We start from the raw sequence: 22,329 nt of genomic DNA on the forward strand, positions 1-22,329 counted from the left end.
TCGTACCGGCGCATATGGAGATCGAGCTGGACCTGCTGCTCGAAGCGATATGGCGGCACTATCAGTATGACTTTCGCGGTTATTCGCGCAGCTCGCTGCACAAGCGGATGGAGCGCGCGTGCCAGCGCTTCGGCTGCGAGGGCTTCTCGCAGCTCCAGCACCGGCTGTTGCGCGAACCGGCGGTGTTCGCCGAGCTGATGGGCTTCCTCACCATCCAGGTCAGCGAGATGTTTCGCGACCCCGGCTATTTCCGCGCGCTGCGCGAGAAGGTGGTGCCGCACCTGCGCACCTGGCCCTCTCTGAAGGTATGGATTGCAGGCTGCGCCAATGGCGAGGAATTCTACTCGCTCGCCATCCTCTTCCGTGAGGAGGGCCTGGAGGACCGGACGATTTTCTACTGTACCGATATCAGCCCGGCGGCGCTGGCCAAGGCCGAAGCGGGCATTTTCGATCTGGGGCGGATCCCGCAATTTACCGAGAATCACCGGCTATCCGGCGGACATAGTTCGCTTTCCGATTACTACACGGCGGCCTATGGTGGCGCGGTGTTCGACAAGAGCCTCCGTGCCCGCGCCGTCTTCGCGGAACATAGCCTCGCCACCGACCAGGTGTTTGCCGAGGCGCATCTCGTGTCGAGCCGCAACGTGTTGATCTATTTCGATCGCGATCTGCAGGATCGCGCGCTCGGGCTGTTCGGGGACTCGCTGGTGCGCGGCGGCTTCCTGGGGCTGGGTGCACGCGAGACGCTGCGCTTCTCGCGCCATGCCGACGCCTTCGCCGATTTCGACGCGGGCGAACGGATCTACCGCCGCACCAATGTCGGGCTGCGGACGATGGCCGATGCGTGACCCGGTGAAGGTGCTCGCCGTCGACGACGTGCCCGAAAACCTGATCGCGCTGGAGGCTTTGCTCGCGCAGGAGGGGCTGGAGCTGCTGACCGCCGCCTCGGGCATGGAAGCGCTGGAGCTGCTGCTGGTGCACGATGTCGCGCTGGCGCTGCTGGACGTGCAGATGCCGGGCATGGACGGGTTCGAGCTCGCCGAGTTGATGCGCGGCACCGAGCGGACCCGCCGCGTGCCGATCATCTTCCTGACCGCGGTCGCCACCGACGAGCGCCGCCGGTTCCGCGGCTATGAGACCGGGGCGGTCGATTATCTGCTCAAGCCGGTCGACCCGCAGATCGTGCGCAACAAGGTCGAGATCTTCGTCGAGCTGGCGCGGCAGCGGCAGGAAATCTCGCGCCAGCGCGATCGCCATGCCGCCGCACTCGCCCGGCTGAAGGCGCATCGCGACAATTCGCCGCTCGCGATCGTCGAGTTCGATGCCGAGCAGCGGATCATCGCCTGGTCGGCGGGTGCCGAGCGGATGTTCGGCTGGCGCGCGGTGGAGGTTTCCGGCCTGCGCCCGTCCGAGCTCGAATGGCTCGATGCCGAGCATGCCGCGCGGTTCGACGCGATGATCCGCGGGATGATCGCCGGCGAGCATGTCCGCGACATGCGGCCCTTGTGCATGCGGACGGCCGTAGGCGTGATGCTCGATTGCGAAGTCTATGGCTCGGCGTTGCTCGGAGCCGATGGGTCGTTGCTGTCGGTCAACACCCAGATCCTGGACGTCACCGATCGGGTACGGGCCGAGGAGACGCAACGGCTGCTGATCGGCGAACTCAACCACCGGGTGAAGAACACGCTCGCCTCGGTGCAGGCGATCGCCACCCAGACGCTGCGTCATTCCTCCGGGCCCTCAGACTTTGCGCCGACCTTTATCGGCCGCATCCATTCGCTTGCGCGCGCGCATTCGCTGCTCAGCAGCACGACCTGGCAAGGTGCGAGCCTGCAGGAGCTGGTCGAAGGCCAGTTGCAGACCGGCACGATTGATCCGGAACGGTTTGATACCGGTGGACCGCTGGTCGAGCTGGCCCCCGAGCCGGCGCTGCACCTGGCGCTCGTGCTCCATGAACTGGCGACCAACGCGCACAAATATGGCGCGCTGTCGGTGCCCGAGGGGCGGGTGGGGCTGCACTGGGGCGTGCGGGGCGGCATGCTCGAGCTCGACTGGCAGGAAAGCGGCGGTCCGGCGGCGGCACCGCCGACCCGGCGCGGCTTCGGCACCGCGCTGATCGAGCGCAGCCTGAAGGCCGAGGGCGGCAGCGCCGTGCCCAGCTATGGCGAGGGCGGTGTCGCCTGGAAACTGTCGGTTCCCTATGCCAGCGCGGTGCGCCTGCGCGAGGAGCCGCGTACGGCGCGCAAGCCGATCCCGGTGCTGCCGGCAGGCGGCGGCGCAGCGCTCGTCGGCAAGCGCGTGCTGATTGTGGAAGACGAGCCTTTGGTCGCGCTCGAACTCGCAACGATCCTGGGCGATGCCGGGATGGTGGTGGCGGGTGTCGTTGCCACATCGGCCGACGCGATGGCGGCGATCGACGAGACGCCGGTCGATGCCGTGCTGCTCGACGGCAACCTCCAGGGCGCGCTGGTCGACGATGTGGCGGCGGCGCTGGTCGCGCGCGACGTGCCGTTCCTGTTCGTCAGCGGCTATGGCCGCGACCACCTGCCGATCGGGCTCGACGCAGTGACCGTGATCGAGAAGCCGTTCGATGCCCGCACGATCGCCGCGGCGCTCCACCAGTTGCTGGTGCGCGCCGCCGTGCGCGACCTGGCCTAGGCCGAATCGCGGACGATCAGTTCGGGCAACATCGCCACCGAGCCGACATTCTGCCCGGCGATCCGCGCCAGCAGCAGCTCGACCAGCAGGTTGGCGCCGTAGACGACGTCCTGGCGGATCGTGGTCAGCGCGGGCGTGGTGTAGCCGGCGAGCAGGATGTCGTCATAGCCGATCACCGCCACGTCCTCCGGCACGCGCAAGCCCCGCTCGGCCAGCGCGCGCATCGCGCTCATCGCGATCACGTCGGAGGCGGCGAGGATGCCGTCCGGGGCTGGATTTGCCGCGAGATAGGCGGTCATCTCGCGATAGGCGTCTTCCATCGTCAGGTGGATCGGCACTACCATGTCGGTGACGCCCTCCGCCTCGGCGATCGCGGCGTGGAAGCCCTTGTGCCGATCGGAAAATTCCGGCGCTTCCGGGTTGCCGAGAAAGGCGAGCTTCTTGCAGCCGCGCGCGATCAGGTGGCGCGCCGCAAGCTCGCCGCCGGTAACATTGTCGGTGCCGACGGTGATCTGGTTCGAGCCCAGCCGCGCGGCACCCCATACGACCATCCGCTGGTAGCTGCCCGCGATCCGCTCGATCGCCTCCAGCTGGTCCGACTGGCCGATCAGGATGATGCCATCGACCCGGCCCGAGGCGATGATGTCGTCCAGCCAGCGCGGGCCCTGCGGCACGACGCGCGACAGGAACAGGTCGTAGCCCCGCTTGGTCAGCGCATCGGCCAGCCCGCCCAGCAGCCCCATGAAGAACGGGTCGGACAGCGCCTGGTCCACCTCATGGCCCAGCGGCACCACCACCCCGATGACGCCGGTACGCTGCTTGCGCAGCGCGCTGGCGGTCTGATTGAGGCGGAAGCCATGCTCCTGCGCGAGCGCGACGATACGCTCGCGCGTACCCCGCGCCACGCGGGGATGATTGGAAAGCGCCCTTGAGGCAGTCGAAACCGACACACCTGCGATCTTCGCCAGCTCGACTAAGCCCACTGACTTCAACTGTCCCGCCCCCCAACGCGATATTCTGTCAGCGCTGACAGTATCGCGTCCTAATCGATTTGGGAAACCTTAACATTGGTATAGGGTGGTTCGGACCAACCATCGCTGCCATTTTCGATCCTTCCGGCGAGCCGGCGACGGTAACCGGGGACAGCCGGATCGGTGAGGACGAGGTCGTACCAGCCACCGGTAACCGTTAGCGCTACCTTGGTTTCTTCTGATACGATCGGCTTGAGCTGGGGGTGGCGGAGCCATTCCGAACCGAGCCCGGCCGGCGTCTGGATCAGCAACGACGGCGCGGTGCCGCGGCGCTGTTCCCAGCGCACCGCACCGGCATGGGCAGGCCCCTGGCCGGCGAAATGGCGATGAAAACCGTTCGGGCCGAGCAGCCAGAGATCGTAGCGGCCATCCGAGTCGAGCGACCATTCGGCCTCGATCGTGCCGCCCTGCTTGAGCGTGTAGCGCCGCGGCACCGCGTCGAGCTGGAGCCGATCATAGACATGTACCACCGCGGGCACGCCGCTGCATTCGAAGCGCAGCACGATCCTGCTCGAATCGAGCGCGGCTTCGCGCACCTCCAGCGCATAGGGTAGCGCGCGGGCGCGGCGTATGCCCGGCTCCTGCGCCGGCGCCTGGCCGGCGGCGATGGGCGCGCTGGGCTCGGGCTGGCTGGGCAGCGCGGCGGCGCGGGTGGCGAGGTCGCGCGGATCGGGCAGCACCGGCCCGATCTTGCGGTTGGGGCTGCGGAAGTCGAACGCGCTGGTCAGGTCGCCGCAGACCGCACGTCGCCAAGCGGAGATATTGGGTTCCTGCACCCCGAACCGCGTCTCGAGGAAGCGGATGACCGACGTGTGATCAAAGACTTGCGAGTTCACCCAGCCGCCGCGGCTCCACGGCGAGACGACATAGCAGGGCACGCGCGGACCGAGGCCATAGGGGCGGCCGATCAGTTCGGGCCGCTCGGCCTTGTCGTCGGCGACGCTGGGGATCTGGTGATAATCGTTGGACGTGTCGACCTGCGAGGCGCCGAGAAAGCCGCCGACCACCGCCGGATCGCGCGACGGCGGCCCGGGCGGCGGCACATGATCGAAAAAGCCGTCATTCTCGTCGAAATTGACGATCAGCACGGTGCGTGCCCACACCTCCGGATTGGCGGTGAGCGCGTCGATCACCGCGGCGGTATAGGCAGCGCCCTGCGCCGGGCTGGAGGGGGCGGGGTGCTCGCTGCCCTTGGCATCGGCGATGATCCAAGAAACCTGCGGCAGCTTGTTCGCCAGCACGTCGGCGCGGAGCTGATCGAGCCCGTGGGTGGTCAGCGCGCGGTCGTAGAGCGGCGATCCCGGCTGCGCCTCGCGATAGGCGGCGAAGCCGACCAGGGGGTTGTCGGTGAAATTGTCCGCCATGTCCTGGTAGATGCGCCAGTCGATCCCGGCCGCCTGGAGCCGCTCCGGATAGGTGGTCCAGCGATAGGAATCGGGATGGCCGCCCTTGGTCGCCAGTTCATCGTGCGAATTGCCGATCGACGGGCCGCCCATCATGCCGCTGGGATCGTTGGTGCCGGTCCACAGGAAAAGGCGGTTGGTGTTGGTGCCGGTGTGCACGGCGCAGTGATAGGCGTCACAGAGCGTGAAGCTCTCGGCGAGCGCGAACTGGAAATCCAGGTCCTCGCGGGTGAAATAGCCCATCGCGCGATCGGTCTTGGCGGCGGCCCAGCGCTGCATGCGGCCCTGGTCCCAGGCGGCCTGCGCATCGGGCCAGCTGTGCGGCGTGCTCGCCACGCGCATCAGCTCGAAATGCTCCTTGGTGGAGAGGTGGAAGGGCGCGACCAGCCGGCCATCGGCGGCTTCCTGGGCGAACACGCTGCGTCCGTTCGGCAGCGGCACCGTCAGCGGATCGCCGAAGCCGCGCACGCCCTTCATTGTACCGAAGTAATGATCGAAGCTGCGGTTCTCCTGCATCAGGATCACGACATGCGCGACATCGGCGATGGTGCCGCTGCGGACGTCCGCGGGAATGGCCGCCGCCCGTGCGATCGAGGCGGGCAGCGCCGAAGCCATCGCGGCTTGCGCGCCCGCTGCCAGGAACCGCCGCCGCGTCGTGCCCCCGTTCGTCATCGTGCCCCCAACTCCCATGTCACCAAAATGATACCTGCGCGCGGGTGCAGCAGTGCGATGACGAATTGATGACGCTTTTCAGACAGTCGGCAGGAAAAGATCGTCAAGTGCCCGATCGTGCGTGTCGGTCTCATAGCCATGCGCCGCGCGCCAGCCGGCATCGAAGCAGGTCGAGCCATAGCGGCGGCCGTCGTCGCACAGCAGGGTGACGATCGAGCCGGTCTGGCCGGCGGCGCGCATCTCGCGGACCAGCGTCGCGCACGCCCAGATATTGGTGCCGGTGGAGACGCCGCAGGGGCGGCCGAGCACGCGGCTGATCCGCAGTGCGGCGGCGAGGCTCGCGGCATCGGGCACGGTGATCATCCGGTCGATCACGTCGGGCAGGAAGGAGGGCTCGAGCTGGAGCCGGCCGATGCCCTCCACGCAGGACGGCGCGCCGTCGACGGTGGTGATACTGCGATCGACATAATGGCGATGGAACACCGACGCCTCGGGATCGGCGACGCACAGCCGTGTCACCAGTCGGCGATAGCGCAGATAGCGGCCGATCGTCGCCGAGGTGCCGCCGGTGCCCGCGCCGCAGACGATGTGGGTGGGGATGGGATGCGCTTCCTGCGCCATCTGCTCGAAGATCGACTGGGCGATATTGTTGTTGCCGCGCCAGTCGGTCGCGCGCTCGGCATAGGTAAACTGGTCCATGAAATGGCCGCCCAGTTCGGTGGCAAGCCGCTGCGCCTCGGTACGGACCGAGCGCGGGTCGGCGACTTCGTGGCAGCGGCCGCCATGGAATTCGATCGCCTCGATCTTCTCCGGCGAGGTGCCGCGCGGCAGCACTGCGACGAAGGGCAGCCCGATCATCCTGGCGAAATAGGCCTCGGAGACCGCGGTCGAGCCGCTCGACGCCTCGACGATCGTCGTCTTGGGGCCGATCCAGCCGTTGCATAGCGCGTAGAGGAACAGCGAGCGGCCGAGCCGGTGCTTGAGGCTGCCGGTCGGGTGGCTCGATTCGTCCTTCAGATACAGCGTGATGCCCGGCGCACCCGGCAGCTCGACGCGGACCAGATGGGTGTCGGCGGAGCGGTTGAACTCGGCATCGATGGTGCGGACGGCGTCGTCCACCCAGGCGCGGTCGCAGCGGGTGGGGCGGGGCAGGGCAGCGTTCATGGCCGGCGCCTTTAGCCGCTCGATCGCAGGCGCGTCGACTCCGGAAGCGCCCTGTGTCCCGTGTGGTCCCGATAGGCGCGAGCGCGAGCCCGTGGCGGCGATGCCTGGTCTAGCCTGCGAGCAGCGCCTTGCGGAAGGCCGGGATCGCCGCTTCCGGCATCGGACGTCCGCGCGCCGTCTCGGTCACCGCACCCAGGAGGCGTACCGTGCCCCCCCGCCATTCCAGGATGCCGTCGCGCCGCATCGCCTGCAGCGTGCGGTTCACATGGACGCTGGTGAGGCCGAGCGCATCGGCCAGCATTTCCTGGGTGAGCGGCATCGGGAAGCTCTCGGGCCCCGCGCGCCCGGCGAGGAACAGGCGCTCGTGGATTTCGGACAGCCAATCCTGGATGCGTTCATAGGCGCTCATCCGGCCCAGCCGGGCGATCTGGCGTAGCAGGTAGATCTCGTCGAGCGCAGCACTCGCGGCATAGGCTTCGCGCAGGCCCGTGGCTTCGGCGGCAGGGGCGGGGCACAGGACCGCATCGGACAGCGCGGTGATCGTGCTGGGTGCTATCGGCTGGAAGGTGCCGGCGTCCTGGATCACGTCGCCCGGCAGCAGGAAGCTGAGGATCTGGCGGCGGCCGTCGCTGAACAACTGCACGCGCCCCAGCCAGCCGTCCAGCAGAAGGAGCGGCCCCGGCGTGCGCTGCCCGGCCAGGATCAGGTCACGGGTACCGCGGATGCGCTGGGGAAACTCCGCCGCCTGCCGGAGGGCAAGGCGCTCGGCATCGCTAAGCGAAGCGAGCGCGCCTAGTCGGCTGGACGCACATGCGTCCGCCGCCTGGGGTGGAGTTTTCAGCATAATCCCGAGCCAACGCGCCGTTGGTCTGCTAAGTTCAGAATAAACTGGCTAACACGGATCAGTATATCAGCGCTTTCTCTGGAAGCGAGAGCCTGCAATCGACCAAGCCGGGAAGTAAGCGGAAAATTGCCCGAGTGCCCGCATAGGCAGCGACGGTAGACTCGATTAGTGCTCTTCCAAAGCCGGCGCGCGGTCCTTCTGCCGGCGCGAGGATGGCAGCCCCATACTCTTTCCACGAGATTTCGATGCCCGGCGCAGCGTGCTTCGACGCGATGTGCAGGGCGTCGCTCCGCCCCTTCCGGTGCGCGTCCACAAGCGCGCGAGGCACCGACAGAGCGGCATCCGGTGTCGCGTCCGGAGGACATGCGGCAAGGCGGGACGCGGCGGGAGCAGAAATACGCCGCGGGCGGACCAAAGGAACTACTGCATCAAGGGCAATACGGATGCGCCGTGGAGGTGCAACCCGTTGATATTATTCGGCAGCAACCTCGAGCGCTGGCACTTGCGGTTGGGACAGGTCCATCGCTCGCGCGAACCAGGCGCATGTCCGTTCGAGCCCTTCGGCCAGGGAAACACGCGGCTCCCATCCCAGCAGCGCATGGGCGCGCGCGATGTCTGGCTTGCGCCGCCGCGGGTCGTCGGTGGGAAGCGGATGATATTCAATAGCAACTTCTGCCCCGGTCAGAGCCCCGACATTTTCTGCAAGTTCGCCGACCGTGATCTCATAAGGATTTCCAAGGTTTATCGGCTCCATGCCGCTGATATCGCTATTCATTAGCAGCGTTAGCCCCCGCACCAGGTCCGAGACGTAGCAGAAGCTGCGCGTCTGGCTGCCGTCGCCATAGAGTGTCAGCGGCTTGCCCGAGAGCGCCTGCACGATCAGGTTCGACACCACCCGGCCATCGTCGAAATGCATGTGCGGGCCATAGGTGTTGAAGATCCGCGCAACCCGCACTTCGGCGCGGCCGGTTCGGCAAAAATCATAGGTGAGCGCCTCGGCGGCGCGCTTGCCCTCGTCGTAGCAGGCGCGCGGGCCGGTGCAGCTTACCCAGCCGCGATACTCCTCGCGCTGCGGATGCACCTCGGGATCGCCATAAACCTCCGAGGTGGAGGTGAGCAGGAACCGTGCGCCTGCCTGCGACGCGAGCCGCAGCAGGCGATCGGTGCCAACCACATTGGTTAGCATCGTATGCTCGGGATCGACCTGATATTGCGGCGGCGACGCTGCGCAGGCGAGGTTGTAGATCTGCTTGAAGCGATGCGCACGTTCCAGGATGGTTGGCGGCAGTTCATCGACGATGTCGCCGCGGACGAACTCGAAGCCGGGGCGGCCTTCCAGCGCGCGCAGGTTGGACAGGTTCGAGGTCTGGAGACTGTCGAGGCACACCACCTGCTCGCCGCGGTCGAGCAACTCGGCGCAGAGGTGCGAGCCGATGAAGCCGGCGCCTCCGGCGACCAGGATCAGCGACGTCTCTGTATCGTTCGTCATCGGGGCATTCCTCTCCCGGCGCGTGCCGTGGGGCCGCGCTCTGGCGTCGTTGAGATGGGCTTCCAGTTCGGCGGCGCGGTGCGCGGCGTCATGGCCCTCGAACAGGCGCCGTCGCGCGGCGGTGCCGATCGCCTCCGCATTGCGGTGGAGCGCCGTGATGGCGTTTTCGGTCGTCTCGGCAAGCAGGATCTCGTCGCCGGGCACGAACAGGCTCTCGATGCCCTCCCAGCGGTCCGACAGGATCGGCGTGCCGCACGCCGCCGCCTCGAACAGCCGCACCGACGGCGACCATCCGGCGGCGATCATGTCCGCGCGGGTGACGTTCAGCGTCATGCGCGAGGCGGAATAGAAGCCGGGATGTTCGGCCGGCGGCAGATGCTCGATCCGCTCGACATTGGCGGGCCAGGCGATGCTGTCGGGATATTGCGGCCCGGCGACCGCGAAGCGCTTCTCCGGGCAGCGGCGCGCGGGTTCGAGCAGCAATTTCTCCAGCGTCGGCTGGCGATCGGGGCTGTAGGTGCCGAGATAGCTGAGGTCCCAGCGTTTCGGCACGTCGAGCGGGCGATAGGCATCGGTATCCACCGAGCAATAGAGCGCCCGGGCGGCGGCGCTGCCGAACGCGCGCTCGATCCGGTTCAGCGTCGGGCCGCCGGTGAAGCTGAGATAGAGGTCGTAGCCGGGGATCAGCGCCGGGGTGAGATACTCGAATTCGCCACGCGCCAGCTTGGCGAGGGTGACCGGCGTGTCGATGTCGTAAAAGGCGGTGACGCCCTTCGCCGTGGCCTGGACGAACTGGCCCACCTCCACGCCGTCCGGCACATAGGAACCGACCATTACCGCATCGGCGTCGGCGATCGCCTCGCGCCAGGCGTCGAGATCGGCGAGCGTGCGGTAATATTCGAGCTGGCAAAAGTCCGGATCGGCCAGGTCGCGGTGCGCGCCGGCATACCAGGGCACCTCGCGCTCGAGGAACAGGACGTCATGTCCCCGTGCGGTGAATGCTCGCAGCAAGGCGCGGAAGGTGGTGGCGTGGCCGTTGCCCCAGGAGGAGCCGAGGCTGAGGCCGAGGACGATCAGCTTCATGCGGCTTTCCTTTCGCGGGGCTGGTGCGACTTGAGGATCGCGTCGACCTGCGCACCGCGGAGATCGTAGCTGTGCTCGGCGAGCACCCGCGCCTTGGCGGCTTCTCCGATCGCGCGGGCGCGTTCCGGGGTGAGTGCGGCGAGGTGCTCGGCCACGTCCTGACCGTCGCGCGCGACGAGCACTTCGGTATCAGGCTGGAGGAACAGCTCGATGCCTTCCCAGGCGTCGGTGATCAGGCAGGCGGCGGCACCGGCGGCTTCGAACACGCGGGTGGCGGGGGAGAACCCGATCGCCGCCATCGAATCGCGCGCGACGTTGAGCACCGCTTGCGGCGTGCAGTTGAAGGCGTTGTGGTCGGCAGTGCCGACATGGCCGATCGCGCGGACGTTGCCCTGCAGCGCCTTGTCGTGCCAGCCATTGCCGCCGAGCAGGAAACGGCGATCGGGCGCCAGCCGGGCGGCGCGGAGGAAGAATTCCTCGATCCGCGCCTCGCGATCGGGCAGACGGTTGGCGAGCAGCGCGAGATTGGCGGTAAAGCGCGGATCGGCCGGGGCAGGGTGGTGCGTCTCGGGGTCGAGCGCGTTGTACACCGGGATGCATTCGCGCGCGCCTATTGCGGTGTAGGCGTCGATCACCGGCGGGCCGCCGCCATAGGTGAGCACCAGGTCGATCTCCGGCAGCATGGCGCGGACCGGATGGGCGGGATAACCGCGCATCTCGTCGAGCGTGGCGGCGGCATCGACGTCCCAGAAGATGCGGAGCGCGTCGGGGCGCGGCGCGGTGCGCATCGCCTCGATCAGCTCGCGGTCGAACACGCCGACGCCGCTCGCCTTCACCACCACATCGGCATGTCGTGCCTCGGCCAGCACGCCGCGCAAGCCCTCGTCGGTCGCAGGGTAGACGACGACCTTGGCCCAGGAAGGCGGATCGATGTCGCGATGCTGCTGGCGATCGAAGGCATCGGGCTCGTAGAAGGTGATGTCGTAGCCGCGCGCGGCCAGCGCCTTGAGGATTCCGCGATAATAGGTCGCGGCGCCGTTCCAGTAGGAAGAGAGCAGGCTGGATCCGTAGAATGCGATCTTCATGCGGCGTCCTTGGCAAATTGGGGGCGGGCGAGGCCGGCAACGATGGCGAGCAGTTCGTCGACGCGGTGCGCGCAGCTGTGGCGGGTGCGGATCGTCTCGAGGCCGCTCGCGACCAGCGCGGCGCGGAGATCGGCATCGTCGCGAAGCGCAGTCAGGTGCCGGGTCATCTCCGCGCCGTCGCGGGCGACCAGATAGTCGATGCCCGGCCGGAACAGGTTCTCGGCATCGTCCCAGGGCGCGGAGACCAGCGCGATGCCGCAAGCCAGCGCCTCGAACACGCGGATCGTCGGGATGCCTGGCAGGATCGTGGCATAATAGCGCCGAGGCACATGGACGGTTGCGAGGTGGCCGGCGAAGATCTCCGGCGCACGGGCATTGGGTGCCCAGCCATGATAGCGCGCGCCGTGGCGGGCGAGCATCGCCTTGGCTTCGTCCGGATAGCGGACGCCGTAGATGTCGAGCGGCAGGCGGGCCTCGGCGGCGGGCTGGAACAGGAAGCGTTCGAGCTCCTCGGTGCGCTCGCCATCGCCCCAATTACCGATCCAGACCAGTCCGTCGCGCGCGCCTTCCTGCGCGGGCGGCTGGAAACGGCGCAGATCGGCGGCTTCGTGCCAGACCCAGACCCGATTGCCCCAACCCCAGCCGCGATAGACTTCGGCCAGCGTCTCCCCGAAGGCGAGCACGCCGTCATAGTCATCGAGATCATAGGCCTGCATCGCCGCGGGCGCGCTGACCGCACGGTGATGGGTGTCGTGGAACAGCAGGGTGAAGTTGCCGCCCATCGCGCGGGCATGGCCGATGCGGGAAACCAGCTTGGGATCATTCCATTCATGGACGATCACCAGATCGGCGTCTCCGATCATCTCTGCCGGCGCACACATCGGCGTGTAGGTGTGGGCGCGCAGCTCGGGATAGGCGGTGCGATAGGGCGCCAGGCCGGCCTGGCCATGATCGGCGAGCAGGTTGGCAAGGCTCCAGGCATCCTCCGGCTCCCAGACCTGCACATCATGGCCGCGGTCGATCAGCTCGCTGAGCACGCCGCGCAGGAAATGGGCATTGCCATGGTTCCAGCACGAGGCGAGCGAATGGGTGAAATAGACGATCTTCATGCCGCGACCTTTCCGGCGGGCGCGCGCTCGGCGAGGCGCTGGCGGTAGAGGGGGAGCATGGCGTCGGCCATGCGGGTGGGCGTGTAGCGGCGCGCGCGTTCGGCAGCGGCTTCGCCGAGGCTACGGCGAAGCGCGAGATCGCCGATCAGCTGCTCGATCGCGGCGTGATAGGCGGCGGGCTCGCGGGGCGGCACGAACAGGGCGGTGCCTTCCCAGAGCTCGCGGAACACGGGAATGTCGGCCAGCACCAGCGCGCAACCGGCGGCCGCTGCCTCCAACACGGCGAGCCCGAACGGTTCGAAACAAGCGGCGGAGACGAAGATCGGGCGGGCTGCAAGCCACTTGGCGAGCGCCGCGCTGTCCAACTGGCCGAGCAGATGCAGGTCTTCCAGACGCACGGTCTCGCCGTGCGGGCCGGTCGCGGCGCCCGCGGCGTGGAAGGGTACGGAGAGCTCGCCCGCCACCGTGTCGAGCAGTTCGGCGCCCTTCACCGAATCCCACAGGCGGCCGACGGTCAGCACGCAGTCCTGGGCGGGTTCGTGCTTTGGCGTGACCAGCGGCGTGCGGCCGTTATATACGACGGTGGGCAGGGCGGGCAAGCCGTAAAAGTCCCGCACGACCTGGGCGTAGCCCGCGGAGGGAGCCACCACCTGATCGGCTGCGCGGAGGCCTTGCTCGGTCAGCGCCCGGTGCCATGTGAAGCCGGGATCGAGTGGTACGCCGGGCCGGCCATGCTGCCACCAGGTGGAGACACAGCCATGCGTTACCGCCAGCATCGGCACGCCAGGATCGGCCGAAGCGGCAAGCGTGGGCATGTTGAGCTGCACGAGATCGACGCCATGCAGTCGCGCTAGACGGCCGATCTCCGCGCCCGCTGCGCGCACAGGCGCCGGGCCATCGCTCAGCCAGTCGAGCGGCAGACCCGTTTCGAGGAAGGTTACGCCCGAAATGGCCTGGGCTTCTCCGCGTTGCGCATCACTGGGCGCCGGCCCGAGCTGCACCAGCACCGTTTCGACGCCGCGTTCGGCCAGCGCGCGGGCAAGGTCGATGCTGTACTGCCAGACGCCACCGACCGTATCGGTGGTGAGCAGCAGTCGCAGCGGCGCGGGCCTGGTCACAGTGTAGCCGCCGCCATGCGCTCGCGCTGGACCGGCCGGCCGATCGTCAGGCCGCGTTCTTCGCCGAGCCAGCGGGCCAGCGCGGTCACGCCGTCCTGCCATCCGGTGGGCGCGCCGAGCCCAAGGGCGGCTCGCGCCTTACTGGTATCCGCGACGAAATAGCGTTGGTCGCCCGCCCGCCAGTCTTCGAGATTCAGGTCGACCGGGCGGCCGGTGATGATCTCGATATGCGCCAGCAACGTACGCAGGCTCACCGCATTGGCGGGGCCGCCGCCGAGGTTGAAGGCCTGGCCCGAGACGCGGTCGATCTGTCGCCATGCGGCGACATAGGCGTCGACCGCATCCGACACGTCGAGAATGTCGCGCACCTGGTGGCCGTCGCCGTAGAGCGTGATCGGCACGCCTTCGAGCGCGCGGATCAGGAAATGCGCGACCCAGCCCTGGTCCTCGGTGCCCATCTGGCGCTGGCCATAGATGCAGCTCATCCGCAGCACCGCGGTCGGCAGCCCGTAGCTGCGGGCATAGTCGAGCACATATTGGTCGGCCGCACCCTTGGAACAGCCATAGGGCGTGTGGAAATCGAGCGGGCGCGCCTCGCCGATGCCGTGCGCGTGCACGGCGCAATCGACTGGCTGGTAGCCATTGTCCCCCAGCTCGAAATCGAGGTCGGCGAGGTCGCCATATACCTTGTTGGTCGAGGCGAAGATCACCGGCGGCGGGGCGGCCACGGTGCGGGCCGCTTCGAGCAGCGCGAAGGTCGAGGCGATGTTGACCTCGAAATCGGCGGTCGGATCGGTGAGGCTGGTGGTCACCGCGACCTGCGCGGCGAAGTGGAACACCGCGCGGGCGGAGCGCACCGCCTCCACCAGCTTGGTCGTCTCGCGGATGTCGGCGATCAGTGGGCGGATTTTATCCCCGTGCCGCGCCTGCAGCCAAGCGAGGTTGCGCTCCACGCCGGGGCGGCGCAGCGCATCGTAGATCACCACCGTCTCCCCCTGGCGCGCCAGCCGGTCGGCGAGGTTCGATCCGATGAAGCCGGCGCCGCCGGTGATCAGGATCGGCCGTTCGTCGCCGCCGCTCATGCGACCAAGCCCCGCTTTTCGAGCTCGGCACGCGCCTGGCCGACGCGGTCTTCGGCGGTCTGCTGCTGGACCCAGTCGGCAAGTTCGGCCAAGCCGGTCTCGAAATCCTGCCGCGCCTCGAAACCGAGCTTCTCGCGGGCGAGGCTGGTGTCGCAGAAACAGTGCCGGATATCGCCGACGCGCGTCTTGCCGACGATTTCCGGCGCGGCATCGTTGCGACCCATTGCGCGGGCAAGCGCCTCGGCCACCTGCGTCACCGAGCGATCGTCGCCCGAGCCGATGTTGAAGGTCTGGCCGGCGGCCTGGGGCAGGGCGAGCGCGTCGCCAAAGGCGCGGGCAACGTCGCTGACATGGACGAAGTCGCGGCGCTGCTCGCCATCCTCGAAGATCATCGGGCGCTGGCCGTTGAGCAGCCGCGAGGCGAAGATCGCCAGCACACCGGTATAGGGGTTCGACAGCGCCTGGCCGGGGCCATAGACGTTGAACAGGCGCAGGCACGCGGTCTCGATGCCATAGGGCGCGCCCATGATGTGGGTCGTGCGCTCCTGCACATATTTGTTGAGCGCGTAGATCGAGGCGAGGCTCGGCCGCTTCCATTCGGGCGTGGCCACCGGCTCGAGCGGGCGGCCCTGCGCGTCGAGCGGGTTCCACTGCTGCTGGCCGTCGCGAACGATCCCGCGCTCGGCATTCTCGACCAGCATGCCGTCGGCGTCGCGGTACAGGCCCTCGCCATAGATGCTCATCGACGAGGCGGTGACCACCCGGCGGACCGGCGTGTCGATCAGCCGCTCGAACAGCACCGCGGTGCCGACATCGTTGGTGGAGGTATAGCGCTCGACTTCGTACATCGACTGGCCGACGCCGACCTCGGCGGCGAGGTGGATCACGCTGTCGACACCCTGCAGCGCCCGGGCGACGGCATCGCCGTCGCGCACATCGGCGCGGATCAGCTCGACCTCGGCATCCAGGGCTTCCGGGCGCGCGCGATCGCCATGGACCTGCTCCAGCATGGAATCCAGTACGCGGACGTGGTGCCCTCTCCGCAGCAGCTCGGCCGAAACCTGGCACCCGATGAACCCAGCACCGCCCGTTACGAGCACCTTTTCCGCCATGTTGATGCTTTCCCGCCTTGAGAACTAACCTAAGTAAGTCATGACGAAATGATGACTCGCTAGGGAGACCGTCAGACGATGAAACAAACAGCCTCTTCTTCATCTTTGTTCCCGAGGATCATGACGTGACAAGTAGATTGAACTTGTCGAATATAAGAAGATGATCTAGGTTAACTGGAACCTTTAGGGCAAAACAGTTGTTGCGCTGGCATCTAAGTTGATGCTGATGGGCTGCAAATCTGCTGATGACTGCAAAGGTACATTTGATCCGGCACGGCGCGCATGACGATGTTGGTCAGGTGCTGAGCGGCCGCAGCGCCCGATCGCCGCTATCCGCGGCTGGGCATGCACAGGCGCAGTGGTTGGCCGCGCATTTCGCGCGCGAGAGCCCGATCGCCGCGATCCACTGCAGTCCCCGCGAGCGTACCCGCGCCACCGCCGAGATCATCGGCGGCCGGATCGGCGTGCGGGCGCAGGTGGTGGAGGCGCTCGACGAGGTCGATTTCGGCGCCTGGACCGGCCGCAGCTTCGACGAGCTGGAACGCGATCCCGAATGGCGCGAATGGAACCGGCAGCGTTCGGCCGTCCGCCCGCCCAATGGGGAGAGGATGGCGGAGGCGACCGCCCGCGCTGTCGGCCATCTGGACGCGCTGGTGCAGCGCGGATGGAGCGGCACGCTGCTCTGCGTCAGCCACTGCGACATCATTCGGGGCGTGATCGCCCATTATCTCGGGCTGGGCCTGGATCGCCTGCTCGCCTTCGACGTCGACCCGGGCTCGGTCAGCACGCTGCTGATCGGCAATTGGGGCGCGCGTCTGCTCAAGCTCAATGGGGGACAGGAATGAGAAGCCTAGCAGCCGCGCAGTCTGCGCCAGCGGACGATCTGCGCGCGCGGATCGACGCCTTGGGGCCATGGTTCCAGAATATTCGCATCCAGGGCGTGGAGACAGCGCCGGACCATTTCCTCGGCGACTATCCCGCCTTTAAGTTCGCCCGCTTCGCAGATGCGCTGCCGGCCGATCTGGCGGGGCGCTCCGTCCTCGATATCGGCTGCAATGCGGGCTTCTATGCGTTCGAGATGAAGCGGCGCGGGGCGGGCGACGTGCTCGGCATCGACAGCGACGAGCGCTACCTCGCACAGGCGCGCTTCGCCGCCGAGGCGCTGGGCCATGACGATGTCCGCTTCGAGAACCGCTCGGTCTACGACGTGGCCGCGCTTGGGCGGCGGTTCGACATCGTCATCTTCATGGGCGTGCTCTACCATCTGCGCCATCCGCTCCTCGCGCTGGACCTGATCCGCGAGCATGTCGCGGGCGAATATATGCTGTTCCAGACGATGCAGCAGGGGGCGGACAGCGTCACGCAAGTCCCGGAGGACCATCCCTTCCACATGCCCGGCACCTTCGACCCGCCGGCTTATTTCAACGATCCTGGGTACCCCAAGCTGCACTTCATCGAGCGCCAGTTCGCGCATGATTGGACCAACTGGTGGGCGCCCAACGCGGCCGCAAGCCAGGCTATGCTGCGTGCCGCGGGCTTTGCGATCGAGGCCAATCCCGAGCCCGAAGTCTATTGGTGCCGCGTCGCCGACATGCCCTATGCGCACTATGGCCCGGCCGCAGTCTACCCGGCAAAGGGAGGCGCCGCATGATCGAAGCCGCGATGCTCTGGAACGAGCCCAACAACAAGTCGCATTGGGATCCGGCGATCGATCCGGATTGGTCCATGTTCGCGCAGCATGTCATCGCGGCAGGCAACGCGATCCGCGCGGTGAACCCGGATCTGCCGCGCGTGCTCGGCGGCATGTCGCCGATCGACCCGCACTGGCTGCGGCGGATGGAGGCGCATGGTGCGCTCGATGCCGTCGACGTGGTAGCGGTGCACGGCTTTCCCCTCGACTGGAACCTATGGCCGCTTTCCGCCTGGCCGGACAAGATCGCCGAGATCGAGGCGGTCACCGACAAGCCCGTCTGGGTGACCGAGGTGGGTGTCAGCTCGTTCGGCGCCGAAGAGGTGCAGGAATTCGGCCTGCGCCGTACGGTCGAGCTGCTGTGCGGCAAGGCGGAACGGGTCTTCTGGTACTCGCTGTTCGACCTGCCGACCAGCTGGGGCGCCGAGACGCGCCACCGCGAGGCCGAAGGTTCCTCCTATTATCGCCATTTCTACCTCGGCCTGATCCGGGAGGACGGCACCCCCAAGCCGGCGCTCGACGTCTATGCCGAGCATGCCGCGGAAGTAGGGCTGATGCAGTGGTTCCATTTCCACGATCCCCGGCTCGACGAGGCGGTGGCTTGGATGAAGCGGCTGGGCACGCGGCGCATCCGCACCGGGCTCAGCTGGGCGGACAGCTTCCGCGAGAATGCCGTCGACTGGTTCGATCGGCAGATGGAGGCGCTGGCGGACTTCGACGTCACCGTCACCTTCTGCTTCACCCCCGAGCATCTCGGCATCGCGCCGCACCACACCAGCCCGGCGCGCGATCCGCAGGCTTTCGCCGATTTCTGCGCCTGGATGATCGATCGCTATGCCGGCGCTGCCACCGTGGCGCCGCCCGCGGCTCCCGTGACGCTGGCGACCAGCCAGCCCGAGCTCAACCCCTTGCTGTTCAACCGCGACGAGCGTCTCGCCGCCGAGAGGAGGTCCGCCTGATGCTGTCCCCAGACCGCCATGCCATCAACGTCGCGCTCGTGGGGGTCGGCAATTGTGCCAGCTCGCTCGTCCAGGGCATCGAGCATTACCGCGCCGGCGCCAACGACATGGTCGGGCTGATGCACCCGGAACTGGGCGGCTATGCCCCCAGCGACATCCGGGTCGTCGCCGCCTGGGATGTCGACAGCCGCAAGGTGGGGCAGGACGTCGCCGAGGCGATCTTCGCCAAGCCGAACTGCACGGCGGTGTTCTGCGACGACGTGCGGCACACCGGCGCAAAGGTGCGGATGGGCAGGGTGCTCGACGGCGTCGCCGACCACATGGCCGACTATGCGCCCGAGCGTACCTTCCTGCTCGGCGACGGCGCGGAGCCGAGCAAGGACGAGATCGTCCAGGCGCTGCGCGAGACCAATGCGCACGTGCTGATGAACTATCTGCCCGTCGGGTCGCAGGCGGCGACCGAATTCTACGCCGAATGCGCGCTCGAAGCCGGCGTGGCGTTCGTCAACAACATCCCGGTGTTCATCGCCAGCAATCCCGAATGGGCGGCGCGGTTCGCGGCGGCGGGGGTGCCGATCATCGGCGACGACATCAAGGCGCAGCTCGGCGCTACCATCGTCCATCGCGTGCTGACCGACCTGTTCCGCAAGCGCGGGGTGAAGCTGGAGCGGACCTACCAGCTCAACACCGGCGGCAACACCGACTTCCTCAACATGCTCAATCGCACGAGGCTGGCGTCGAAGAAGGAATCCAAGACCGAGGCGGTACAGTCGGTCGCCGAGACGCGGCTGGAGGACGAGAACATCCATGTCGGCCCCAGCGACTATGTCGCCTGGCAGAACGACAACAAGATCTGCTTCCTGCGCATGGAGGGCCAGATGTTCGGCGGCGTGCCGATGAATCTCGAGCTGCGCCTGTCGGTGGAGGACAGCCCGAACAGCGCCGGCGTGGCGATCGACATGATCCGCTGCGCCAAGCTGGCGCAGGACCGCGGGCTGGGCGGGGCCATCCTTCCGGCGGCGGCCTGGTTCTGCAAGCACCCGCCCGAGCAGATGCCCGACGACGACGCGTACGCGGCGGTGGAAGCGTTTATCGCGGGTAAGTGAGGGTGTGCCAAACCCAAATTCCTCCCCGGCACGGGGAGGGGGACCGCGCTGCGCAGCAGCGTGGTGGAGGGGCCGTCGCGCCAGCGGCGGAATGTCCTGCGGGTCCAGTCCGACCGCGCCTGCGGCGCGGCCCCTCCACCATCCGCTTCGCGGATGGTCCCCCTCCCCGTGCCGGGGAGGAATGGAAGACTTCACTCGATTCCCTTTTCCTTCCGGCTCTCGTCGAGCGCGTCGAGCACCTGGACCGGCTCCACGTCGGCGTGGATCTCGGCGAAGGCAGGATCGTCGGCCGCAATGTCGAGCTTCTCCGCGATCCGCGCCACCAGCCCGGCGAGCTTGGTCAGCTCATGCTCGGTGAGGAGGCCGACATGCAGGTCCAGGTCGGCGCGGCGATCGGCCACCGTCGCCATGCGGTTCTGGCTGATCAGCACGAAGGTCGAGAGGAAGATCGCCTCCACCGATGCGACCATCGCCAGCGCCACGAAGGTGGGGTCGAAGCGCGGCACCACGGGCAGCACCCCGAGATTGACCGAAATCCAGAGCCCGAAGAGGACCAGATGCAGCACCACGAACGTCATCGATCCCGTGAAGCGGGTGATCCGATCCGCGACCTTGTCACTGAGCGGTGCGCGCTCGGCATCCTCCCGCTGCCGCGCCGTGAGGTCTTCGATGTTCTGGCGGAGCGTGGCGCCCATGCCCTGGCGTGGTTCGATCATCGATCCCCAACATGCCGCAAGATCAATAGGTTGCAGGGGGATGGTGCATGATGCGCGCCGCGATCCTGGAAGGGCCGGAGCAGATCCGCATCGACACCGCGGCGCTGCCGGTGCCCGGGTCCGGCGAGGTGCGCATCCGGCTGGAAGGCTGCGGCGTCTGCGCCTCCAATGTCGAGCCGTGGCAGGGCCAGCCGTGGAGCCAGTTCCCGGGCGATCCGGGCGGGCTCGGCCATGAAGGCTGGGGCGAGATCGACGCGATGGGCGAGGGCGTCGAGGGGCTGATGCCGGGCGACCGCGTCGCTTCGCTCTCCTTCCGCAGCTTCGCCGATTACGACGTTGCGAAGGCCGACATGGTGGTGAAGCTGCCGGACAGCCTGTCCGGCCAGCCCTTTCCCGGCGAGCCGCTCGGCTGCGCGTTCAACATCTTCCGCCGCAGCGACATTCGCGCAGGCCAGACGGTGGCGATCATCGGCATCGGCTTTCTCGGTGCGGTGCTGACCAAGCTCGCGACCGACGCCGGCGCGCGGGTGATCGCGATCTCGCGGCGGCGAGCATCGCTCGACCTCGCCCGGCACTATGGCGCGGCCGAGACGATCCCGATGGACGACCATTATGCGATCATCGACGCGGTCAAGGCGCTGACCGAGGAGGCGATGTGCGCGCGCGTGATCGAGGCGGTCGGCAAGCAATGGCCGCTCGATCTGGCGGGCGAACTGGTCGGCTTCGGCGGCAGGCTGGTGGTGGCCGGCTATCACCAGGACGGGCCGCGCCAGGTGAACATGCAGGGCTGGAACTGGAAGGGTATCGACGTGATCAATGCCCATGAGCGCGACCCCGCGGTGCAGATGCAGGGCCTGCGCGAGGCGGTGGATGCGGTGGCGAGCGGGCGGCTCGATCCTTCGCCGCTCTACACGCATCGCTATGCGCTGGAGGAACTTGGGGAAGCGCTGGCCGCGACCCGCGACAAGCCCGCGCATTTCGTCAAGGCGCTGGTGATGCTGCGATGAGGCCGCGCGTGGGTTTCCTCGGCACCGGCTGGATCGGTCGCCACCGGATGGAGGCGATGCTCGCCACCGGCGCGATCGAGGCAGCCGCCTTTGCCGATCCTTCGCCCGAGGGCGCCGAGCAGGCGCGCGCGCTGGCGCCGGACGCGCAGGCGGTCGACGGGCTGGAGGCGATGCTGGGGCTCGGCCTCGACGGTATCGTCATCGCGACGCCGAGCGCGCTGCATGCCGAGCAGAGCATCCGCGCGCTGGAGGCGGGCGCCGCGGTGTTCTGCCAGAAGCCGCTGGGCCGGACTGCGGCAGAAGTGGAGGCGGTGATCGCCGCCGCGCGTACGGCCGACCGGTTGCTCGGAGTCGATCTCTCCTATCGGCATACCGAGGGCATGCGCGGGATCGCCGCGCTGGTGCGGGGCGGGGCGCTCGGCCATGTCTTCGCGGTCGATCTGGTGTTCCACAATGCCTATGGGCCGGACAAGCCGTGGTTCTACGATCCGGCGCAGTCGGGCGGCGGGTGCGTAATCGATCTGGGCGTGCATCTGGTGGACCTAGCGCTTTGGACGCTGGGCTTCCCGGCGGTGGACGGGGTTACCGCATCACTCCGCGCGCAGGGGCAGCCGCTCGGCGCGATGCAGGTGGAGGATTATGCCACCGCTGCGTTCCGGGCGGGCGATACCGATGTGCGGCTCGCCTGCTCGTGGCGGGTGCATGCCGGCACCGATGCGGAGATCTCGGCGGTGTTCTACGGCACCGAAGGCGGGGCGGCCCTGCGCAACGTCGGCGGCAGCTTCTACGATTTTGTCGCGGAGCGGTTTACCGGCACCGCCAAGACGCTGCTGGCGGGTCCGCCGGACGCCTGGGGCGGCCGCGCGGCTGCGGCATGGGCGGAGCAACTGGCACGCGCGCCGCGGTTCGACGCCGAGGCGGAGCATTTCGCGCGCTCGGCCGAGGTGCTCGATCGGATCTACGGACGCTGACACGAGATTGCCCGACTAACCCACGTTATC

Annotated in this window: 19 protein-coding genes; 8 read left to right on the top strand and 11 right to left on the bottom strand. The window is 67.8% G+C overall.

The features are described 5' to 3' along the window. Positions 1 to 14 precede the first annotated feature (14 nt). Together ABIC65_RS17180 and ABIC65_RS17185 are read left to right on the top strand one after the other, a co-directional pair. On the top strand, positions 15 to 848 hold the full coding sequence (locus ABIC65_RS17180; RefSeq protein WP_436286744.1) for a CheR family methyltransferase: 834 nt from the start codon (positions 15 to 17) through the stop codon (positions 846 to 848). Further along, positions 841 to 2,658, top strand: coding sequence for a response regulator (locus ABIC65_RS17185; protein WP_354310306.1), 1,818 nt, complete (start codon positions 841 to 843; stop codon positions 2,656 to 2,658). The genes ABIC65_RS17180 and ABIC65_RS17185 overlap by 8 nt, the downstream gene beginning before the upstream one ends. Here the strand turns inward: ABIC65_RS17185 and ABIC65_RS17190 are convergent. The 10 genes from ABIC65_RS17190 to ABIC65_RS17235 form a co-directional block, all read right to left on the bottom strand. Beyond that, positions 2,655 to 3,641, bottom strand: a complete 987-nt coding sequence (locus tag ABIC65_RS17190) for a LacI family DNA-binding transcriptional regulator (protein WP_354310416.1) — start codon at positions 3,639 to 3,641, stop codon at positions 2,655 to 2,657. The genes ABIC65_RS17185 and ABIC65_RS17190 overlap by 4 nt on opposite strands. Before the next feature lie 59 nt (positions 3,642 to 3,700). Then, positions 3,701 to 5,764 carry a phosphocholine-specific phospholipase C gene (locus ABIC65_RS17195; RefSeq protein ID WP_354310307.1) on the bottom strand — a complete coding sequence of 688 codons (2,064 nt, stop codon included), beginning with the start codon at positions 5,762 to 5,764 and terminating at the stop codon, positions 3,701 to 3,703. A 78-nt stretch (positions 5,765 to 5,842) separates the two neighbouring features. Further along, positions 5,843 to 6,928 carry a PLP-dependent cysteine synthase family protein gene (locus ABIC65_RS17200; RefSeq protein WP_354310308.1) on the bottom strand — a complete coding sequence of 362 codons (1,086 nt, stop codon included), beginning with the start codon at positions 6,926 to 6,928 and terminating at the stop codon, positions 5,843 to 5,845. Between the two features lie 109 nt (positions 6,929 to 7,037). Continuing rightward, positions 7,038 to 7,772: a Crp/Fnr family transcriptional regulator gene (locus ABIC65_RS17205; RefSeq protein ID WP_354310309.1), complete on the bottom strand. Its 735-nt coding sequence runs from the start codon at positions 7,770 to 7,772 to the stop codon at positions 7,038 to 7,040. 472 nt (positions 7,773 to 8,244) lie between these two features. Continuing rightward, the gene (locus ABIC65_RS17210) at positions 8,245 to 10,344 is read right to left on the bottom strand and encodes a bifunctional glycosyltransferase/UDP-glucuronate decarboxylase (protein ID WP_354310310.1); all 2,100 of its coding nucleotides are present in this window, start codon (positions 10,342 to 10,344) and stop codon (positions 8,245 to 8,247) included. After that, positions 10,341 to 11,429, bottom strand: coding sequence for a CgeB family protein (locus tag ABIC65_RS17215; protein WP_354310311.1), 1,089 nt, complete (start codon positions 11,427 to 11,429; stop codon positions 10,341 to 10,343). The genes ABIC65_RS17210 and ABIC65_RS17215 overlap by 4 nt, the downstream gene beginning before the upstream one ends. Further along, entirely contained in the window at positions 11,426 to 12,538 is a 1,113-nt protein-coding gene (locus ABIC65_RS17220) for a CgeB family protein (RefSeq protein WP_354310312.1), read from the bottom strand. Before ABIC65_RS17220 ends, ABIC65_RS17215 begins: the two co-directional genes overlap by 4 nt. Then, complete coding sequence (locus ABIC65_RS17225; protein WP_354310313.1) at positions 12,535 to 13,656, bottom strand: glycosyltransferase family 4 protein; 1,122 nt, start codon at positions 13,654 to 13,656, stop codon at positions 12,535 to 12,537. Before ABIC65_RS17225 ends, ABIC65_RS17220 begins: the two co-directional genes overlap by 4 nt. Beyond that, on the bottom strand, positions 13,653 to 14,738 hold the full coding sequence (locus ABIC65_RS17230) for an SDR family NAD(P)-dependent oxidoreductase (protein ID WP_354310314.1): 1,086 nt from the start codon (positions 14,736 to 14,738) through the stop codon (positions 13,653 to 13,655). The genes ABIC65_RS17225 and ABIC65_RS17230 overlap by 4 nt, the downstream gene beginning before the upstream one ends. Continuing rightward, positions 14,735 to 15,850 (bottom strand): NAD-dependent epimerase/dehydratase family protein, encoded by a 1,116-nt coding sequence (locus ABIC65_RS17235; protein WP_354310315.1) that lies wholly within the window; start codon positions 15,848 to 15,850, stop codon positions 14,735 to 14,737. The genes ABIC65_RS17230 and ABIC65_RS17235 overlap by 4 nt, the downstream gene beginning before the upstream one ends. Positions 15,851 to 16,095: 245 nt before the next feature. Here ABIC65_RS17235 and ABIC65_RS17240 point away from each other — a divergent pair, with 245 nt between their 5' ends. Genes ABIC65_RS17240 through ABIC65_RS17255 form a run of 4 tightly spaced genes read left to right on the top strand, consistent with a single transcriptional unit; the run spans position 16,096 to position 19,605 of the window. Beyond that, positions 16,096 to 16,695, top strand: a complete 600-nt coding sequence (locus ABIC65_RS17240) for a histidine phosphatase family protein (protein WP_354310316.1) — start codon at positions 16,096 to 16,098, stop codon at positions 16,693 to 16,695. Further along, a complete protein-coding gene (locus tag ABIC65_RS17245; RefSeq protein WP_354310317.1) occupies positions 16,692 to 17,501 on the top strand; it encodes a TIGR04290 family methyltransferase in 810 nt (269 codons plus the stop codon). The genes ABIC65_RS17240 and ABIC65_RS17245 overlap by 4 nt, the downstream gene beginning before the upstream one ends. Next, positions 17,498 to 18,499 carry a glycosyl hydrolase gene (locus ABIC65_RS17250; protein WP_354310318.1) on the top strand — a complete coding sequence of 334 codons (1,002 nt, stop codon included), beginning with the start codon at positions 17,498 to 17,500 and terminating at the stop codon, positions 18,497 to 18,499. Before ABIC65_RS17245 ends, ABIC65_RS17250 begins: the two co-directional genes overlap by 4 nt. Then, a complete protein-coding gene (locus tag ABIC65_RS17255) occupies positions 18,499 to 19,605 on the top strand; it encodes an inositol-3-phosphate synthase (protein WP_354310319.1) in 1,107 nt (368 codons plus the stop codon). The genes ABIC65_RS17250 and ABIC65_RS17255 overlap by 1 nt, the downstream gene beginning before the upstream one ends. A gap of 191 nt (positions 19,606 to 19,796) precedes the next feature. Here the strand turns inward: ABIC65_RS17255 and ABIC65_RS17260 are convergent, their stop codons facing one another. After that, positions 19,797 to 20,321, bottom strand: coding sequence for a DUF1003 domain-containing protein (locus tag ABIC65_RS17260; RefSeq protein ID WP_354310320.1), 525 nt, complete (start codon positions 20,319 to 20,321; stop codon positions 19,797 to 19,799). Positions 20,322 to 20,368: 47 nt separating this feature from the next. Here ABIC65_RS17260 and ABIC65_RS17265 point away from each other — a divergent pair, with 47 nt between their 5' ends. Beyond that, a complete protein-coding gene (locus ABIC65_RS17265) occupies positions 20,369 to 21,328 on the top strand; it encodes an MDR/zinc-dependent alcohol dehydrogenase-like family protein (RefSeq protein WP_354310322.1) in 960 nt (319 codons plus the stop codon). After that, the gene (locus ABIC65_RS17270) at positions 21,325 to 22,299 is read left to right on the top strand and encodes a Gfo/Idh/MocA family protein (RefSeq protein ID WP_354310323.1); all 975 of its coding nucleotides are present in this window, start codon (positions 21,325 to 21,327) and stop codon (positions 22,297 to 22,299) included. The genes ABIC65_RS17265 and ABIC65_RS17270 overlap by 4 nt, the downstream gene beginning before the upstream one ends. Positions 22,300 to 22,329: the final 30 nt, after the last annotated feature.

It is taken from the genome of Sphingomonas trueperi (assembly GCF_040545665.1).
Classification (GTDB): Bacteria; Pseudomonadota; Alphaproteobacteria; order Sphingomonadales; family Sphingomonadaceae; genus Sphingomonas; species Sphingomonas trueperi_B.

Coding starts and splice junctions, on each gene's coding strand:
- ABIC65_RS17180 (WP_436286744.1), top strand. CDS start 15: ATGGAGATCGAGCTGGACCTGCTGCTCGAAGCGATATGGCGGCACTAT.
- ABIC65_RS17185 (WP_354310306.1), top strand. CDS start 841: ATGCGTGACCCGGTGAAGGTGCTCGCCGTCGACGACGTGCCCGAAAAC.
- ABIC65_RS17195 (WP_354310307.1), bottom strand. CDS start 5,764: ATGACGAACGGGGGCACGACGCGGCGGCGGTTCCTGGCAGCGGGCGCG.
- ABIC65_RS17200 (WP_354310308.1), bottom strand. CDS start 6,928: ATGAACGCTGCCCTGCCCCGCCCCACCCGCTGCGACCGCGCCTGGGTG.
- ABIC65_RS17205 (WP_354310309.1), bottom strand. CDS start 7,772: ATGCTGAAAACTCCACCCCAGGCGGCGGACGCATGTGCGTCCAGCCGA.
- ABIC65_RS17210 (WP_354310310.1), bottom strand. CDS start 10,344: ATGAAGCTGATCGTCCTCGGCCTCAGCCTCGGCTCCTCCTGGGGCAAC.
- ABIC65_RS17215 (WP_354310311.1), bottom strand. CDS start 11,429: ATGAAGATCGCATTCTACGGATCCAGCCTGCTCTCTTCCTACTGGAAC.
- ABIC65_RS17220 (WP_354310312.1), bottom strand. CDS start 12,538: ATGAAGATCGTCTATTTCACCCATTCGCTCGCCTCGTGCTGGAACCAT.
- ABIC65_RS17230 (WP_354310314.1), bottom strand. CDS start 14,738: ATGAGCGGCGGCGACGAACGGCCGATCCTGATCACCGGCGGCGCCGGC.
- ABIC65_RS17235 (WP_354310315.1), bottom strand. CDS start 15,850: ATGGCGGAAAAGGTGCTCGTAACGGGCGGTGCTGGGTTCATCGGGTGC.
- ABIC65_RS17240 (WP_354310316.1), top strand. CDS start 16,096: ATGACTGCAAAGGTACATTTGATCCGGCACGGCGCGCATGACGATGTT.
- ABIC65_RS17245 (WP_354310317.1), top strand. CDS start 16,692: ATGAGAAGCCTAGCAGCCGCGCAGTCTGCGCCAGCGGACGATCTGCGC.
- ABIC65_RS17250 (WP_354310318.1), top strand. CDS start 17,498: ATGATCGAAGCCGCGATGCTCTGGAACGAGCCCAACAACAAGTCGCAT.
- ABIC65_RS17255 (WP_354310319.1), top strand. CDS start 18,499: ATGCTGTCCCCAGACCGCCATGCCATCAACGTCGCGCTCGTGGGGGTC.
- ABIC65_RS17260 (WP_354310320.1), bottom strand. CDS start 20,321: ATGATCGAACCACGCCAGGGCATGGGCGCCACGCTCCGCCAGAACATC.
- ABIC65_RS17265 (WP_354310322.1), top strand. CDS start 20,369: ATGATGCGCGCCGCGATCCTGGAAGGGCCGGAGCAGATCCGCATCGAC.
- ABIC65_RS17270 (WP_354310323.1), top strand. CDS start 21,325: ATGAGGCCGCGCGTGGGTTTCCTCGGCACCGGCTGGATCGGTCGCCAC.